The organism is Sphingomonas sp. AC449 (genome assembly GCF_979253475.1).
In genome coordinates this window covers 21,811-40,635 of sequence record NZ_CEEDCZ010000013.1, presented here as the reverse complement: position 1 = coordinate 40,635, position 18,825 = coordinate 21,811, and the positions used below count along the sequence as shown (strand labels likewise).

Below are 18,825 nucleotides of genomic sequence, written 5' to 3'. Positions count from 1 at the left end.
CGGCCGCAGGCCCGGACAGGCGGCGCGTGGGCATCGACGCCCGGTCGATCACGCCTGCAGAAACCGGATCGGATGTGTCGTGGCGGCGCTGAAGGAACTGTCGATACCGTGCCGGATCAACGTCGGCGGCAAATGGTCGAGCGGGTGCATTCACGACGTGTCCGACCATGGCCTGTTGCTGTCGAGCATCGCCCCGCCGCCGATCGGCACCTATGTCGACATCCGGCGCGGGACGCTGATCATCATCGGCCGCGTGAACTGGGTTGGCGGCAACCGCTTCGGCGTTCGCATGCAGGATCCCGTCGGTCTTGCCACGCTGCTGAGCGAACCCGTCCTCAACCGCCGCCCCGCAGCAGCCGAACGACGTAGCGAAACGCGCGACACCACCGTGCGTCGCACGGCCGAACAGGCGGATCGCAACCGTCGATTGTCCTCGACGTTTCAGTTCGCATGCCTCGTGATCATCGGACTCGGGGCCGCATGCTTTGCCGCGATGCAGTGCTACACGCTGCTCTCCAAGCCGCTGGTCGCGGTTACCGGCCTGCTTGCGCGGTCGGCGGCGTGATGCTGCAAACACTGAACGTAACGGGAACGAACGGCCTTGCGACGGCACCGCTTGCGGACTAGGACCCGCCCAGAAAGCGGGCAATCGCTTCGGCGGACATCAAACGGAACGCAAGGTGCAGAGGTAAGTCGTGGTGACGGACGAGGATCGAAATTACTATGAACGGCGCGCCGAGCGGGAAATCGCCATGGCCGCCGCGACCGACGATCCGAATGCGTGCGCGAGCCACTACGCGCTGGCCAACATGTATCTCGCGCTGGCGTTCGACGAGGAGCCCTGCGTAACGGGGTGACGTCGCGATCGATCGGCCCTCAGCCGCGCAGCGCGCCCGGCCGAAACGACCGGGGGGTCGCCGGGGCCTCCGCTTCCTCGCCACGATCGAACAGATGCTCGAGCATCGCGGCCATTGCGGTCAGACCGGTGTCGGTCAGCGTGACGTGGACGCGGCGATGGTCCTTCGGATCAGCATGCCGCGCAAGCAGCGCCGCCTGCTGAAGCCGGTCGATCCGCCGCATCGCGCTCGCCGGACTTTCCCCCGAAAGAAGGATCAGATCCTTGACGCAGAGCCGCTCGCCGGTGCCGGCGGCGATGAACAGGTCGATCATCATGTCCCACGCCGGATCGACCAGCAGGTCCTGCGGCAGGAACGCGCTCATCGTCGCACGCAGCCGACGCGCCTGGCGTGCCCGTGCAAGCAGGACCGGCGGGATCTGCGCGCGGTTCGTCCCTGGATCGGAATTGTGGAGACGGCGTGCGCTGTCGGTCATCGTTCGCGCAACGCCTCCTGTGCCCGGTTCAGCGGTTTGAGCAGATACTGGAGCACGGTCTTGCTCCCCGTGTGGATGTCGACGGTCGCAACCATGCCCGGCGTGATCGCGAACTGCCGGCCCGACTTGCTGGTCAGCGAATCCGCCTTGGTTCGCACGAAGACCCGGTAATACAGGATATCGGGCTTCACCTCGTCGCGGATCGTGTCGGGCGAGATGCTCGCGACGGTGCCGGCAAGACCGCCATAGATCGAATAATCATACGCGGTGACCTTCACGCTTGCGGGTTGGCCGGGACGGATGAAGGCGATGTCGCGCGGCTGGATGCGCGCCTCGATCAGCAGGCGCTCGTCGAGCGGGACGATCTCCATCAACTTGCCGTTGGGCGGGACGACGCCGCCGACGGTCGACACCTCGATGTTCTTGACGACGCCGCGCACCGGCGACCGGAAGGTCAGCCGTGACAGCGTGTCCGATCGGCCGCGGACGACGGGGGCGAGCGAATCGACCTGTTCCGTCACCTTGGCAAAATCCTGCCGCGCCTCGACCATATATTGCGATCGCAGGTCGGCCTTTTTGAGTTCGAGCTCGGCGCGCTGGCGTTGCAGCCGGAGCACCTCGACGTTGCTCGCCGCACCGACCGCGATCAAAGACTGGCCGATGGCCACCTCGCGCCCGATCAGCGACAGGCTCTGGTCGATCAGCTGCAACGAGGATTGAAGGCTGCGGCGACGGGTCTCGTACAGCCGGGTCTCCGCCGCCTTGAGATCGGGGAAGCGATCGAGTTCGGCGGAGAAGGTCAGCGAGGTTCCGTTCGCCTCCGCCTGGAGCCGCGCCGCGCTGGCGAGTGCCGCGCGATATTTCGCCGCACTCTCCTCGACGGTCGAGCCCGCCTGGGTCGGATCGAGCTGTGCCAGCAACTGCCCGGGCTTGACGATATCGTCCTGTCGCACCGACAGCTTGGTCAGGATGCCCCCCTCGAGCGACTGGATGACCTGTTCGCGGCTGGTCGGCACGACGCGCGCCTCGCCGGTCGCGACCTCGTCGAGCGCTGCGAACCAGGCCCAGGCGAGCGCCGCGACGAACAGAGCGGCCAGGATCCACACGAGCCGCGTCGCGGTCGTGAGCCGTGTCTCGCCCTCTCCCCCGAACAGATGGTCGTCGTCGATCGCGATCCCGGTCATGCCGCCGCACTCCGCGTTCCGCGCATCTTCGCAAGAATCTGGTCTCTGGGTCCGTCGAGAATCACCGCGCCATTGTCGATGACGATGATCCGGTCGACGATGTCGAGCATCCGCATCCGGTGAGTCGCCACGACGAGCGTCCGCGTGCAGCTCCAGGCACCGAGCTGCTCGATGAAATGTCGCTCCGTCCCCTCGTCCATCGACGCGGTCGGTTCGTCGAGCAGCGCGATCGTCGGCTGGCGGAGCAGCATCCGCGCGAGCAGCAGCGCCTGGATCTGGCCGCCCGACAGCCCCCGCCCGCCCTCCTGCACGACATGGCCGAGCCCGTCGCGCAGACGCCTGACCATCGCGCTCGCACCGACCATCGCGAGGCACTGGACGATCTCGGTGTCGGACGCGGCGGGCGCCCCGAGCGTGAGGTTCTCGCGCAGCGTCCCGTGGAACAGGCGGCTGTGCTGCGTGAGCAGGCCGATGTCGCGGCGAACGTCCGCGGGGTCGACCTGGTGCAGCGCGAGCCCGTCGATCAGGACTTCACCCGAGACGGGCTGGAGCATGCCCGACAACCCCTGAAGCAGCGTCGACTTGCCCGCGCCGTTGCGACCGAGCAGCGCGATCCGCTCGCCGGCGGTGATGTCCAGACTGGCGACGGTCAGCGCTGGCGGTGCATTGGGATCGGCATAGGTGAACACCGCCGACCGCAGCGTGAAGTCGCCCGTCGCCGCAGGCAGCGGGATACGATGATCGGCGTCCGCGCTGTCGACGGGGAGCGCCATGATCTGGTTGAGGCTGCCCATCGCGACCTTCGCGTGCTGGAACCGGCTGAGCAACTGCGTCACCTGCGCCATCGGCGCCATCATCCGCGACCCCAGGATCGAGGTCGCGACAAGCACGCCGGTGGTGATGTCGCCCGCGATGACCAGCGGCGCGCCGACGAAGATGATCGCGGCATAGACGCCGTTCTGCACGCTCTGCGTCCACACCGAGAGGCCATTGGTGAGCCCCCGCAGACGCAGTTGGGCCTCTCCGGCGACCGCGTTGTAATGGTTCCACTGATGATGGAAGCGGTCTTCGGCCTGCAGCGCCTTGACGTCCTCGATCCCCTGCACCGCCTCGACGAGCATCGCGTTGCGCAGCGAGGATTCGCGCATCGATTCGGTCGCGAGCAGGCGCAACCGGCGCTGCGCGAGAAGGCCGGGGAGCAGGAGCAGTATCAGCGCGGCAAGCGGCACGAGCGCGAGCGCGCCACCGACATACCAGAGCACGCCGAGGAACAGCAGGAAGAACGGCAGATCCGCCACCGTCGCCACCGTCGTCGACGTCAGCATGTCGCGGACCTGGTCGAGGTCGCGAAGCTGCGCAATGAAGGTCCCGGTCGAGGCCGGACGGGCGCGGTTGCGAACGCGCAGCGCATGGCCGAACACGCGGTCCGAGATGCGCAGGTCCGCGCGCTTGCCAAGCACATCGACGATATCGGTGCGCAGACGCCGCAACACGAAATCGAACCCGATCGCGATCAGGACGCCGACGAACAGGATGGTGAGCGTCGGGATCGACCCCGCCGGTACGACCCGGTCATAGACCTGCATCGAGAACAGCACGCCCGCCAGCCCGAGGCAGTTCGTCACCACCGACGCCACCATGACATGCGCATAGGAGCCGGCATCGGCCATCAGGATGTCGCGGAGCCAGTGATCTTCGAACGGGCGGATATAGGCGTCGACGCGTGCGTCCGGCGCCGAGCGCGACGGACGCGGGACAACGAAGCTGGTCGCCCCGTCGAGCACTGCGTCGAGCGACAGCCGCGCCTGCCCGCCGCGATCGCCGGGCATCGCGAGCCGCGCGCACCCATCCGCGTCGATCCCCTCGATCAGCGCGATCTCGCCGTCGTTCAGGCGCACGATGGCGGGCAGGCGCCAGCTGGTCAGCCGCATCGCGTTCGACGGGACGAACTGGACGCCGAGACCCGTCGCGCGGGCAAGCGTCCGGATCCGCGCCTCGTCATCGCCGCCGAGATCCCATTGCGCCGCCAGCCGCGCGCGTTGCTCGGACACCGGCAGGCGGTAATGGCGCGCGACCCGGCCAAGCAGATCGAGCCAGCCCTCGAGCGCGGGCACGCTTGCCAGTTGCGTGCTCACAGCATCACCCCGCGCACCGACGTGCCGGAAAGATGGAAGGCGTCGCGCATCCGTCCGGACAGGAAAAGGCAATCCACCTGGAGCCGCCGCAGGTTCTGCCGGATGTTCACCGCCTCGAACCGGACCTGCTGCAACTCCTGTTCGGCGTTGAGTAGGTCGACGAGCGTGCGGGTGCCCATTTCGAGATACTGGATGCGATAGAGACGCCCCGTCTCGCGCATGTTGCCCTCGCGCGATTCGAGCGTCGCGACGACCTGCGACAGGCTGTCGATCTGCTGGCGAGCTTCGGCGAAGCGCTGGCTGTTCTCGTTGCGTATCCGCCGGGTCGCCGCCTGCGCGGCCTCGAGCTCGTACGACGCGCCGCGCACGCGCGCGCGCGTGATGCCGCCGCCGAAGATGTTGCTGGAGACGCGCAGTCCGAAATTGAAGATGCCGCGGTCGCCGAACGGCGCGGTGATGTCGGTCGACGCGTCCCCGCCCAGCGATACGGTCGGGTAGCGATCCGCACGGCTGCGGCGCAGCGCCGCGACCGCGCGCTCGGCCTGTGCGTCCGCGGCCATCACCGACGGTACCGCATCCCATACCGGCGCAGGGCCCGCGCAACTGCGCATCAGCCAGTCGGGCACGTCGCCCGATACCGACGGCGGCGGCGTGGTGCGCCCGAGCAGGAAGGCCAGGTTGCTCGCCCAGCGCCGCTCGGCGGCCTCCGCCGTCGCGACGTTGGCGACCGCCGCCTCGACCCGCGCCTGCGCCTGCAGCGCGTCGGAGCGCGTCGCCGCACCGAGCGCGGCGCGCTTGCCGACCAGGTCGCCGATCTCCTCGACCCGCTGCGCCTGTTCGCGGGCGATGTCGCGCTGCGCCGCCGCGCGCTGATACTCGATGATCGCATAGCCCGTGTCGCGGATGAGCGCGTCGACCGCGAGCAGCATCTCGGCACGGCCGATCCGCGTACCTGCATTCGCCCCCGCGATCTCGCTCGACACCTTGCCGAAGTCGAACAGCATCTGCGACGCGCCGACCTGCGGCCGTGGACGCAGGGTTCCCGACACCCGGCTGTCATAGCCGCTGCCGACGCCAGCGCTGATCGTGGGGAGATAGCCGGCCCGCGCCGCCTTGACGTCCTCGCCCCGCGCCGCCAGCATTCCCGCCGCCTCGATCAGCGACGGATGCCATTCGACCGCCTCGCGCGCAGCGCCTTCCAGCGTCACCGGCGATGCATCCGCCGCACGCCCTGCCGCACACGGTGTGGCAACCAGCAGGATACTGAGAACAAACGGCATTGCGCCGGCAAGATTCGGGTTGATCACGATATCCCTGTCCCTTTCATGCCGACCAGAAAGGGACAGAGATCATTAACAAATCTTATAAAGTCTATCGACGATAAGATCCTGAATTGGGTCTATATTCTCCCGAGTTTGGACTTTTATACGACATGATTGGTGACAGTTCCGTTCTGGTCCTGATCGGGCAGCGTCGCGAGGAAGCTGAACGGGTCTTCGACCACCGGGAGCATCGTGTTTTCAACCGCAGCCGGATGAACGAATTCGGCTGTATCGCTTGCCGGATCAGCCTGCGGTTCTGTCAGATAGTGCCACAGTACGTCCTCCAATTCGCCTTTCCCCTCGAACAGATCATAGGCGGCCAGGCCGATTGCGGCGCCGTCGGGCGTCACGATCACTGATTCGCCGCTGTCGAGCGTCAGCGCGTCCAGCGGGATCGCGCCGTCCTCGCCCGCGGCGAATGCGGCGAACAGCGTTGCCGACACGGGGGCAACCGCAGGACCGTCCGCCGGCACGTCGATCGTCACCGTCAATACCGCGCTGGAAGCGACCCCGTTGGGCTGGACGAGCTGGTAGGTGAAGCTGTCCGTGAGATCGACCGCGGAATAGCCGAGCGACGCGCTTGGCTGATAGACATAGCCCCCCGTCTCGTTGACGGTCAGCGTCCCATATGTGCCGGTCAGCGTGACGGGTGTTGCGCCAATCTCCGCAAAACCCCCACCCGCATCGACGCGGATCGCGGCGAACGCCGTGTTCGCGCTGTCATTGGCGAGCAGATTGCCCGTCGCCGTTTCGGCACTCGCCAGCGTGAACTGATCGAGGAAGGTCGTGCTCGAACCGAGCGACACGTTCGTCGCGAAACTGCCCAGCGACAGCGTGCTCTGGCTCGCGACGGTATAGGTGTACGCGCCGCTAGGAAGATCGTCGAAGGTGAAGGTCGATGTGCCCAGAAGACCGTTCGCCACCGCGGTCGCCGATGCCGTTCGCACGGTCGCGCCGCTCGAATTGCGGATCGTGACCGTGTATTGCGGCAGCACGCTGAGCCCGAGACCCGCCTGACGATCCGCAACGATCGTGATGTCGCTCGACGTGTTCGGAGCGACGGCGAAGCTGCCGCTGCGCGAACCGGTAAGCCCGGCGGAGAACGAGAACGCCTGCGCCGGCGGCAATGTCGTCACCACATTCTGGAACGTGACGTCGGCGAAGGCCTGGTCCGCGACCGCGACCGGCGCGCCGCCGATGTCCGGGCTGCCGATCGTGATCGACAGATTGGCACTCGCACGCTCCCCGTCGGTCGGATCGATGAGCGTATAGGTGAAGACATCGGTCTTCCCGATCGTCGCCACATCCGCTGTCGGCGCATAGCTGTAGCTGCCATCGCGGTTCATCGTCAGCGTTCCCCAGGCACCAGTGACCGTGCTGCCGTCGGGCGCGAGTTCGGTCGTGACGCCGTTGACGGTCACGCTGACCACGCGGGTACCCGGACCGACGATGTCGAGCTCACCGCCCGGTCCCGCCTCGGTGATGACGTTGCCGGTCGCAGGGATCGGGGCAGCGCCGGCGACCGCGGTGAAATTCGAATCGACACCCGTCACGTTCAGCGTGCTCAGCAAGGCGACACCCGCGGCCCCGCCCTGCACCGTCGCGAAGGCGCGATACTCGCCCGGCCCCAGCGTATTGGTCGCGACGAGATCGCCGTTGATCACGTTGATCTCGAGCAGCGATGCCGCACCGGTCCCGTTGACCGAGACCCAGCGACCGTTTTCGAGCCGCTGGACCGCGACCACATAGGACCCCGCGACTTCGATGTCGGCCACGGTGCCGAAGGTGAATACGGCATCGAGGCTGTGCCCCTGCTGGACGCTGAACCGGACATTGCCCGTCGTCAGTACTTCGGCCTGCAGGTTGACGACGTTCAGCGACACCAACGCCAGATAGTCCGCCTGGCCGAGGTTCACCGCGGTCGTGGCCGGCAGCAGGTCGACCGCCGCGGTATCGACATTGTCGAATGCCGAGATATCGAACGGTGCGACGATCGTCGACGGCAACGACACGTTCCCGGCGAGATCGGCCTGCGTCACGCTCAGCGTCGCGCCCGCGGTCTGTGCCGGGACGAGACCGACGGCGAAGCTGCCATCCGCGTTGACGGTCGTGGTGCCTAGCAGCGTGGCGTCAGGCGCACGCACCTCGACGCGCGCACCGGCTTCGCCACGGCCCGTCAGCGCCGTGCCATCGTCCGCGATGACCGTCACGGTCGGCGGCGGCGGCGCGGTGAGGTCGGGGGCGACCGCGGTCGCGCTGCCCGAGATGTTCCCGGCCCCGTCGCTCTGCGTCGCGACGACGGTCTCGCCGTTACGCTGGGCGGTTGCGAGCGTCACGACATAGGCACCTGCGGTGCTGACCACCGCCGTACCGAGCACGACGCCGCCAGACGAGGTGATCGTGACGGTTGCGCCCGGCTCGCCGCTGCCGACGACGACAGTCCCCTCGCTGCCGACGACGGCGGCCGGCGCAGCGGGCGCGGTCGTGTCGGGGGCGACGGCTGGAATGCTCGGCGAAAAATTGCCGGCGATGTCCGCCTGGACGACGCCGAGCAGTTCGCCGTTGCGCTGCGGCGGATCGAGCGGCGCCGAGTAGCTGCCATCGGCAGCGACGATCGCGGTGCCCAGCACCAGGCCAGCGGCGTTGGTGACGGTGATCGTCGAACCCACGATCCCGACCCCGACCGCCGCGGTGCCGTCTGCGGTGATGCTCGCCGTCGGCGCGAGTGGCGCGGTGCCGTCCGGGGCAATCGGCGTGGCGGGCAACGAGACGTTGCGCGCGCTATCGGTCAACGTCACGCTCAGCGTCTGGCCATCGATCTGCGGAGATGACAGCGCAACCGCATATGTCCCCCCGGCCCCCACGGTCGCCGTGCCGAGCGTTCCGCCGCCAGCGCCGGTAACAGTCACCGTCGTCCCGGGCTCGCCACGGCCTGTGACGAATGTCCCGTCCGCGGACACGATGGCGACGGGGACGTCGGGGGCCGTCGTATCCGGCGCGAACACCGACGTTGTCGGCGACGCATTCCCGTTCAGGTCACGCTGGCTGGCGCTGAGCAATTCGCCATCGGTCTGCGAGGGTGACAGCGTCACCGTATAGCTGCCATCGATCGCAACGACCTGGCTTCCCAGCAGCACGCCGTCGGCATCGCGGATCGTCACCGTCGCACCCGCTTCGCCCACACCCGTCACGCTTGCCCCGTCGATCGCGACAATTGCCGTCGGCGCCGCCGGGGGCGTGACATCGGGTGCCGTGACCGGCGTGTCGGGCGACACATTGCCCGCCGGATCGCGCTGGCTGACGAGCAACGCCTGACCATCGGCTTGCACCGAACCGAGCGCGATGGAATAGCTGCTGTCCGCGGCGACGATGCCGCTGCCCAGCGGCACGCCGCTGACGCCTCTGACCGTTACCGTGGCCCCAGGCTCGCCGACGCCCTGGACCGTCGTTCCATCCGTCGTGATGGCCGCAGTTGGTGCGGCCGGCGCGGTTGTGTCGGGCGCGGCATCGAACGCGGCCACCGACACGTTGCCCGTCGCATCGGCCTGCGTCACCGACAGGATTTGGCCATCAAGACGTGGTGGCGAAAGCGCGAAGGTAAAGCTGCCGTCGCCGGCCGCCACGACGCTGCCGATGACGCTGCCATCCGGGTTGCGCAACGTCACCGTCGCGCCTGCCTCGCCGACACCGCTGGCCGAGGCGCCGTCGTTCGCGACGATAAGCGTCGGGACCGGAGGCGCGGTGAGGTCGGGTGCGACCGCGACCGCGGGCGGCGAGATATTGCCACCGCCATCGGTTTGCGTCGCCGTCAGGCGTTCGCCGTCCAGCAATGGTGGATCGAGCCTTGCGCTATAGCTGCCATCGTCCGCAACGACCGCGACGCCGACGACCCCGCCTGCCGCGTTGGTGACGACGATCCGCGCGCCGACTTCACCAGTACCGACGACGCTGGCGCCGTCCTGCGCAACCGTCGCCGTGGGTGCAGCGGGGACCGTGAGATCGGGTGCGACGATGATCGCGGCTGCCGACACATTGCCCGCCGGATCCGCCTGGGTGACGGTGATCGTCTCGCCATTGACCTGCGCCGGGCTCAGCGTGGCGGTGAAACTGCCATCGCCGGCAACTGGCGTCACGACGGTGACGGCACCCACGACGATGGTCACGCTCGCCCCGGCCTCGCCGGTTCCGGTTACCGTAATGCCGTCATTCGCGATCTGCACCACCGGTACCGCGGGCGCAGTGATGTCGGGCGCCGCGAGCGGAACCGCTGCGGAGGCGTTGCCGGCGGCATCCGCCTGAACGACACTGATCGTACCACCATTCGCCTGCGCCGGGGTCAGCGTCGCGGTAAAGCTGCCATCGGCCGCAACCGTCGCCGTGCCGATCACCACGTTCGCCGCATCGCGCACCGTCACCGTCGCGCCCGCTTCGCCCGTACCCGTCACGACGCTGCCGTCGCCGCCGATCTGCACCACCGGTATAGCGGGAGGCGTGATGTCGGGCGCGGCAAGCGGAACCGCTGCGGAGGCGTTGCCGGCGGCATCCGCCTGAACGACGTTGATCGTACCGCCATTAGCCTGCGCCGGCGCCAGCGTCGCAGTGAAGCTGCCATCGGCCGCTACCGTCGCCGTCCCGATCACCACGTTCGCCGCATCGCGCACCGTCACCGTCGCGCCCGCCTCGCCCGTACCCGTCACGACGCTGCCGTCATTCGCGATCTGCACCACCGGTACCGCGGGCGCGGTGATGTCGGGGGCCACGAGCGGAACCGCTGCGGAGACGTTGCCGGCGGCATCCGCCTGGACGACGCTGATCGTGCCGCCATTCGCCTGCGCCGGCGTCAGCGTCGCGGTGAAGCTGCCATCGGCCGCCACCGTCGCCGTTCCGACCACCACGTTCGCCGCATCACGCACCGTCACCGTCGCGCCCGCCTCGCCCGTCCCCGTCACGACGCTGCCGTCGCCACCGATCTGCACGACGGGTGCCGCGGGCACGGTGAAGTCGGGTGCGCGCAAGGCGATCGGTTGCGACGCGTTGCCCGCCACGTCGATCTGCGCGACCGACAGCGCCTCGCCATCGATCTGGATCGTGGTCAACGTCGCTGCATAGGCACCGTTGGCGCCGACCGTCGCGGTGCCGACCAGCGTAGTATCGGCCGCCCTGATCGTGATCGTCGCGCCGGGCTCGCCGGTGCCGGTGACGACCGCACCCGTATTGTCGATCGCCGCCGTCGGTGCGGCTGGCGCGGTCAGGTCGGGGGCGGTTGCGGTCGCAGGCGGCGACACGTCGCCATCGGCGTCGGTCTGCGTCACGCGCACGATCTCGCCGTCGATCCGCGCGGGGTTCAGCGCTACGGCATAGCTCCCGTCCGGGTTTGCGACACCCGTCCCGATCTGGGTACCCGTCGCATCATAGACCGTGATCGCGGCGCCGGCGACCGCCACGCCGCCGACCGATGCGCCATCGCTACCCACCGTTGCGGTCGGCGCGTCGGGGGCCGTGTCCGCCACCAGATCGGGGGCGACCGCCGTCGCGATCGGCGAGACATTGCCGGCAGCGTCGGTCTGGCGAACGACGAGCACTTCCCCATCGATCTGCGCGGGTGTCACCGCGACCGAATAGCTGCCGTCGGCGTTGACGATCGCGGTGCCGACGACGCCCCCGAGAGGCGTGCGGACGACGACGGTCGCGCCCGGTTCGCCGGTCCCCGTCACCGTGCCGCCATCGGCACCGACCTGCGCAACCGGTGCGCCCGGTGCGGTGATGTCCGGCGCGGTGAGGCCGGTGGCGGGCGACAGATTCCCCGCGGCATCGCGCTGCGCGACGCTCAGGGCCTGGCTGTCGATCTGCGGCGTCGACAGCGTGATGCTGTAATTGCCCTGCGCGGTGACGACCGCCGAGCCGAGCAGCGTTCCCGCGCCGTCGACGACGGTGACGCGCGCGCCGATCTCGCCCGTTCCCGTGACCACCGCACCACTGGGGTCGAGAGTCGCACCGGGGGCCGGCGGCGCGGTGATGTCGGGCGCGGTCAGCGGCAACGGCGCCGACGCATTGCCCGCGGCATCGGTCTGGACGACGCGCAGCGCCTCCCCATTGGCCTGGGCGGGATCGAGCGGGGCCGTGTAGCTGCCGTCGCCGGCGACGACCGCCGTGCCGAGCGTCGCGCCGGTCGCACCGGTGATCAGGATCGCGGCACCGGGCTCGCCGGTTCCGCTGACGCTGGCGCCATCCCCGGCGATCGTCGCGCTGGGCTGTGCGGGGGCGGTGAAGTCGGGCGCGACCACCGAGGCCGATGCCGAGACGTTGCCCGCGGCATCGACCTGCGACACGCGGACCGTTTCGGCGTTGGTCTGCGCCGGGGTCAACGTGACCGAATAGCTGCCATCGGCCGCGACGATCGCGGTGCCGATGACGGTGTCGGCGGCGTCGCGGACCGTGATCGTCGCCCCGGGCTCGCCCGTACCCGCCACCGTTCCGCCATCGCCGTCGATCTGCGCCACGGGGAGTGCCGGGGCGGTGATATCGGGCGCCGTGACGACCGTCGCGGGCGAGACGTTGCCGCCTGCGTCGCTGACGGTGACGCTCAGCGTCTCGCCATTGGCCTGTGCCGGCGCGATGCGGACCGTGAACGCGCCATCGGCGCCAGCCGTCCCGCTGCCCAGCACGACACCCGAGGCATCGCGCACGACGACGGTTGCGCCGGCTTCGCCACCACCCGTCACCGCGCCACCATCGGCCGTGACGATGGCCGTCGGTGCGAGCGGAACGGCGAAATCCGGGGTCGCGATCGTCGACGGTGCGGACACGTTGCCCGCGCCGTCCGCCTGGGTCACCGCGACGCTGGTGCCATCGGTCTGCGCAGGCGTCAGCGCCACCGCAAACGCACCGTTCGCGCCGGCCGTCGCGGTACCGATCACGGTCCCGTCGGCGGCACGCACGGTGACGGCGGCGCCGACCTGTCCCGTCCCGGTGACGACGGTTCCCGTCGCGTCGATGACGGCGACGGGCGCATCGGGCGCGGTCAGGTCGGGCGCGATCGCCGTGACGGGCGGCGAAACCGCGCCATTGCCGTCGGTCTGCGTGACGCGGATCGTCTCGCCATCGGTGCGCGGCGGCGCGAGCGCGATGCCGTATCCCCCGTCGGCACCCGCGACGCCCGTTCCGATCACGTTCCCGGCCGCATCGAACACCGTGACGGTCGCACCCGCAGCGGCGGTCCCCGCCACGCTGGAACCACCGGCACCGACGGCGGCGGTCGGCGCATCGGGACCGGCCGTCACGACGAGATCGGGCGCGGCGGCGTCCGCGGGCGGCGACACGTTCCCTGCGGCGTCGGCCTGGCGGACGCTCAGCACCTCGCCATCGATCTGCGCAGGCGACAGCACCGCGACATAGCTGCCATCGGCACCCACGACGGCGCTTCCGACGACCGCGCCAACGGGGCTGCGGATCGTGATCGTCGCACCCGCTTCGCCGGTGCCCGCGATGCTCGCGCCATCGGCCGCGACGATCCCGGTGGGCGCGGCGGGCGCGGTGATATCCGGCGCGGTCAGCGACGTGCCGGGCGACACATTGCCCGCGGCATCGGTCTGGGTCACGACCACCGCCTGACCGTCACCCTGTGGCGTCGACAGGATGATGCTGTAGCTCCCGCGCGCATCGACCGTCGCGGTGCCGATTTCGCCGCCGCCCGTGGTGCTGACGGAAATGCGCGCGCCGGGCTCGCCCGTCCCGCTCACGATCGACCCGGTCGCATCCAGCGTCGCCACGGGCGCACCGGGCGCGGCCAGATCGGGCGTCGCGACGGTCACGGCGGCGGACGCATTGCCGGCGGCGTCCGTCTGGTTGACGGTCACCGGCGCGCCCGAGTCCTGCACCGGCGACAGCGAGGCGCTGTAGGATCCGTCCGCTGCAACCGTCGCGGTCGCGACGACGGTGCCAGCGGCGTCGCTCACGGTCACGCTGGCCCCCGCCTCCCCGGTGCCGGTGATGCTCGCCCCGTCCGCGCCGATCGCAGCGGTGGGTGCGCCTGGCGCGGTGATGTCGGGCGCCGAGACGGTCGTGGGCGCGGAGACATTGCCCGCCGCATCGCTCTGCGTGACCGAAACCGTGCCGCCATTCGCCTGCGCGGGCGTCAGTGTCGCGGTGTAGGTGCCGTCGGTGCCGACGATCGCGGTGGCCACCACCGCACCCGAGGCGTCGCGGATGGTGACGGTCGCACCGGACTCGCCCCGCCCCGTGATCCCCGCGCCATCCGCGCCGATCTCTGCCGTGGGCGCCGCGGGGGCCGTCAGGTCGGGCGCCTGAGTCGATGTCGCCGCGGACACGTTGCCGGCAGCGTCGGTCTGCGTGACGACGAGCGGCTCGCCGCCCGTGCGGGGCGGCGACAGCGTGACGGTGAAGGCGCCATCCGCGCCGACGACGCCGGTGCCGACGACGACGCCGTCGGGACCGCGCACCTGAACCGTGGCACCGGCCTCGCCGCGCCCGGTGATCTGCGCGCCGTCACCGCGCACGGTCACGCTCGGCGCGGCGGGAGGATCCCGATCGGGTGTCGTGCCGCCGGTTCCCGGCGCAGGCTGGCCCGGCGTGGTCCCACCGGCATTGCCCCCGGTATTGCCGCCGGCATCATCGTTGCCGCCGCCACCCGCCGCCGCCGCAGCGGCACCCGCCGCAGCCGCACCCCCGAGCAACGCCGCCGGGAGTGCAAGCGACGATCCGCCACCCCCCACCGCCTGCGCCGCGAGGAGATCGTCGAGGTCCTGCAGCGCGGCATAGCGCGGGACGCCGGTGACCGTGCGCGCATGCCAGAGCGTCCCGTCGTTTTCGCGCAGCACGAGGTCGTGGGGGACCGCGGCATCGCCCTCGGGATAGAAGTCGGCGACGCGCATCTGTTCGCCATTGGCCAGCCGCATGACGAGGTCGCTGCCCTGACGCTCCATCGTGGCGACATCGGCGCGGGCCAGATCGAGGCGGACGATGCTCGGCGCAGTCAGGTCGACGACGTCACCCGAAACTTCGGTTACGGCACCAGTCGACTTCAGGATCACTTCGGCGTTCATCGGACTCTCCCCTTTTGGTGCACGATCGTCGGACTGCGCCGCGGCCGCTCCGCGCGTCGGCGACGCGCGATCATTTCATTGTCTCGGAACCAGAAACGGGGGTCGCGGACGCCCGGCCGCGTCGATTCCGTTTTCGGAATCAATTCGGTCGGCGCCCGCGTGTCGGGACGGCGGCGGCAGCGAATATGACGCGGCACAGCGGCTGAGCGCGCCGGGCGATGGCCCGCGCGACGTCGTACCCGGTTGGCACATGTGCCCGGAATTGCAAAAAAATGGAGAGTTCCGGAGCGGGCGCCGCTCTTGCTACGCGCAGATCGACATTGCTCGGTGGGTTGCGACGACGACCGCTTTGCAAAAGCAGGGGCAACGGGGACGAATGATGGCGAACGCAACACCGATCACGCTCGACGGGAATCTGAACGACTGGGCGCCAGGCGACCGGATCGATCGCGGGCTCGGGACGGGATACGCGATCTATGCGCGGAGCGACGGTGCCGATTTCGCCTTTGCGATGACGGCGCCGACCGCGATCGGCGCGAACACGACCGCCTGGCTCAATACCGATCGCAACGCCGCGACGGGGCATCAGGTGTTCGGCTTTGCAGGCGGTGCCGAATACAACGTCAACTTTGCCGCCGACGGGACCGTCTCGCTATACAGTGGCGGCGCGGGCGAAACGCTGGTGGCGAGCGGCCTGAAGGCGGCATGGTCGGCGGACCGCATGACGGTCGAGTTCCGCGTACCCAAGGTCGCGATCGGCACCCCGCAGGCGATCGATACGATCTACGACGTCAACGACACCGCGTTCCTGCCGGGCAATTATTCGAGCACGCCGTTCACGGTGTTCAACGACACGGGTCTCGTCGCCGACCCTGCGCACCGCGTTGCGATCGTCTGGTCCGAAACCACCGCCAACGCCTATTTCAGCAAGACCGCCTATTCGCAGCTGTTCATGGCGGCACAGAGCCAGGCGATGCAGGCGGGCGTGCCGTTCGACGTGCTCAACGAAAGCGACCTGACCAGTCTGGCGACGCTCGCCAAATACGACACGATCATTTTCCCGTCGTTCCGCAACGTCGATGCCGGCAAGGCCGACCTGATCGCGCAGACGCTCGAACAGGCGACCAGGCAGTTCGGGATCGGGCTGGTCGCGGCGGGCGAGTTCATGACCAACGGCGCGGATAACGCCGCACTCGCCGGCGACTCCTATTCACGCATGAAGCTGTTGTTCGACGCGACGCGCGTGACCGGCGGTTTCCCGGCCGACGTGACGCTCAAGGCGAGCGACGCGGCGCATCTCGTGCTCGACGGCTATGACGATGGTCAGGTGATCCGCCAATATACCGGGATCGGCTGGAACGCGTTCACCAGCGTCAGCGGCACGGGGACGACGATCGCAACCGAGACCGTCAACGGCCAGACCTATGCGGCCGCGCTCGCGACGCAGACGGGGGGCCGCAACGTCCTGTTCTCGAGCGAAGCGGTCATGGCCGACGACAACCTGCTGCAAAAGGCGATCGATTATTCGGTCCACGGCAATGGCCTGTCGGTCGGATTGCAGATGACCCGCCAGTCCGGGCTGTTCGCGTCGCGCGTCGACATGGATCAGAGTCAGGAGGCCGCGGAGGTCAATCCGGCGAACAACGCGCCCGGCATCTACGACAAGCTGATGCCCATCCTGACCGAATGGAAGACGGCGTATAATTTCGTCGGCAGCTATTACGTCAATATCGGCAACGACCCCGCAAACGGCCAGTCGACCGACTGGGCGGTGTCGCTGCCCTATTACAAGGCGTTGCTCGATATGGGCAACGAGCTTGGCTCGCACAGCTATACGCATCCGGAGAACACCAACCTGCTGACCGACGCGCAGATCGCGTCCGAGTTCGGCCAGTCGCGCGCCGAGCTCGAGAAACAGCTGAGCGCGTATCTCGGCAAGGCCGTGACGGTCGGCGGCGCAGCGGTGCCCGGCGCGCCCGAGCAGATCGCCACCAGCCAGGAAATCCTGAAATATGTGACGTATCTCAGCGGTGGCTATTCGGGGGTCGGCGCGGGCTATCCCAATGCGATCGGCTATATGACGCCGCAGAACGCCGCGGACGACAAGGTCTATATCGCGCCGAACACGTCGTTCGATTTCTCGCTGATCGAGTTCCAGAAAAAGACGGTGGCCGAGGCGAGCGCGGCCTGGGCGAAGGAATTCAGCGCGCTGACGAGCGGTGCGGACGCGCCCGTGGTGGTATGGCCATGGCATGATTACGGCCCGACGATGTGGACCAGCGACGGCACCGTCAGCCCCTATGCCAAGCAGATGTTCACCGACTTCATCGCGCGTGCCGCCGGAGCCGGGCTTGAGTTCGTGACGCTCGCGGATCTCGCGACCCGGGTCAGCGCGTTCCAGGACGCGACGATCGCCTCGACCGTTACCGGCAACACGATAACGGCGACGGTCGGTGCGACCACGGGCACCTTCTCGCTCGACATCGACGGACAGGCGAGCGGACAGGTGATCCGGAACGTTGCCGGCTGGTACGCCTATGACGCCGACACGGTGTTCCTGCCCAGGACTGGCGGAACCTATGCGATCACGATGGGCGCGGTCGCCGACGACGTGACCCACATCACCGCGCTGCCGATGCGCGCGACGCTGGAAACGCTCAGCGGCGACGGACGCGATCTGGCGTTCACGGTCGAGGGCGAAGGCAAGGTGACGGTCGATCTCAAGGCGCCGGGCACCGACTGGACGACCGTTACCGGCGCGACCATCGCCAGCCAGATCGGCGAGATCCTGACGATCGACATCGGTGCGATCGGCGTCCATGCCGTCAGGATCGGGCATCAGACCAATGTCGGCCCGGCGATCACGTCGTTCGGCGGCGGCACGACGGGGATGCTGTCGATCGCCGAGAACGGCACCGCGCTGACGACGATCGCCGCGACCGACGCCAATATCGCGCTGGGCGATTCGATCCGATACTCGATCGCCACGGGCGGCGACGGCGCCAATTTCTCGATCGATGCGACCACCGGCGTACTGAAGTTCGTGACCGCGCCCGATTTCGAGACGCCGACCGACGCGAACCGTGACAATGTCTATGCGGTGACGGTGGTCGCCACCGACACCCGGGGCGCGGTCGACACGCAGATGCTGTCGATCGGCGTGACCGACATCGTCGGCATCACCCGCACGGGGACGATCTTTGCCGAGACGATGAACGGCACGGGCGAACAGGACGTGCTCGACGGCAGCTGGGGCAACGACGTGCTGAACGGTCTCGGCGGCAATGATCGCCTGATCGGTGGTCTGGGCAACGACACGCTGAATGGCGGGGCGGGCAACGACACGCTGATCGGCGGCACTGGCCGCGACACCCTCGCCGGGGGTGACGGCAACGATATCCTGAGCGGCGGCGACGATCAGGACGTGATGACCGGCGGCGCGGGCGCGGACATCTTCAGGTTCGAGGCGAAGGGCGACAGCCCGGCATCCTCGCTGCGCGACGTGATCAACGATTTCACGGTCGGACAGGACAAGATCGACCTGTCGATGATCGACGCGAACAGCTCGATTTTCGCGCGCGGCGACCAGTCGTTCAACTTGATCGGAACGGGCGCACGCTTCACCGCGCCGGAACAGCTCCGCTACAGCTATCAGATGATTGGCGGCCGCGAATACACCGTCGTCGAGGGCAATACCGATACCGGATCCGCAGCCGACTTCTCGATCGCGCTGCTCGGCCACCACTTCCTGAGCGCGAACGATTTCTTCATGTAGCGCAAGGCATAGCCG

Annotated in this window: 8 protein-coding genes; 3 read left to right on the top strand and 5 right to left on the bottom strand. The window is 68.7% G+C overall.

Features of this window, described 5'->3' with window-relative positions; all coding sequences use genetic code 11:
• Positions 1-79: 79 nt before the first annotated feature.
• Together AC0CH3_RS16220 and AC0CH3_RS16215 are read left to right on the top strand one after the other, a co-directional pair.
• The gene (locus AC0CH3_RS16220; protein WP_465238065.1) at positions 80-565 is read left to right on the top strand and encodes a PilZ domain-containing protein; all 486 of its coding nucleotides are present in this window, start codon (positions 80-82) and stop codon (positions 563-565) included.
• A 130-nt stretch (positions 566-695) separates the two neighbouring features.
• Positions 696-857 (top strand): hypothetical protein, encoded by a 162-nt coding sequence (locus tag AC0CH3_RS16215; protein WP_200916158.1) that lies wholly within the window; start codon positions 696-698, stop codon positions 855-857.
• 19 nt (positions 858-876) lie between these two features.
• Here AC0CH3_RS16215 and AC0CH3_RS16210 read toward each other — a convergent pair whose 3' ends face one another.
• The 5 genes from AC0CH3_RS16210 to AC0CH3_RS16190 form a co-directional block, all read right to left on the bottom strand.
• Positions 877-1,332, bottom strand: a complete 456-nt coding sequence (locus AC0CH3_RS16210) for a MarR family transcriptional regulator (protein ID WP_354303674.1) — start codon at positions 1,330-1,332, stop codon at positions 877-879.
• Entirely contained in the window at positions 1,329-2,516 is a 1,188-nt protein-coding gene (locus AC0CH3_RS16205; RefSeq protein ID WP_354303672.1) for an HlyD family type I secretion periplasmic adaptor subunit, read from the bottom strand. The genes AC0CH3_RS16210 and AC0CH3_RS16205 overlap by 4 nt, the downstream gene beginning before the upstream one ends.
• Positions 2,513-4,651: a type I secretion system permease/ATPase gene (locus tag AC0CH3_RS16200; RefSeq protein ID WP_354303670.1), complete on the bottom strand. Its 2,139-nt coding sequence runs from the start codon at positions 4,649-4,651 to the stop codon at positions 2,513-2,515. The genes AC0CH3_RS16205 and AC0CH3_RS16200 overlap by 4 nt, the downstream gene beginning before the upstream one ends.
• The gene (locus tag AC0CH3_RS16195; RefSeq protein ID WP_333995119.1) at positions 4,648-5,958 is read right to left on the bottom strand and encodes a TolC family protein; all 1,311 of its coding nucleotides are present in this window, start codon (positions 5,956-5,958) and stop codon (positions 4,648-4,650) included. The genes AC0CH3_RS16200 and AC0CH3_RS16195 overlap by 4 nt, the downstream gene beginning before the upstream one ends.
• Before the next feature lie 116 nt (positions 5,959-6,074).
• Complete coding sequence (locus AC0CH3_RS16190) at positions 6,075-15,035, bottom strand: BapA/Bap/LapF family large adhesin (protein ID WP_465238064.1); 8,961 nt, start codon at positions 15,033-15,035, stop codon at positions 6,075-6,077.
• A gap of 379 nt (positions 15,036-15,414) precedes the next feature.
• Between AC0CH3_RS16190 and AC0CH3_RS16185 the strand changes: the two genes are divergently transcribed.
• Positions 15,415-18,810, top strand: coding sequence for a M10 family metallopeptidase C-terminal domain-containing protein (locus tag AC0CH3_RS16185; RefSeq protein WP_354303666.1), 3,396 nt, complete (start codon positions 15,415-15,417; stop codon positions 18,808-18,810).
• The last annotated feature ends 15 nt before the right edge of the window (positions 18,811-18,825 follow it).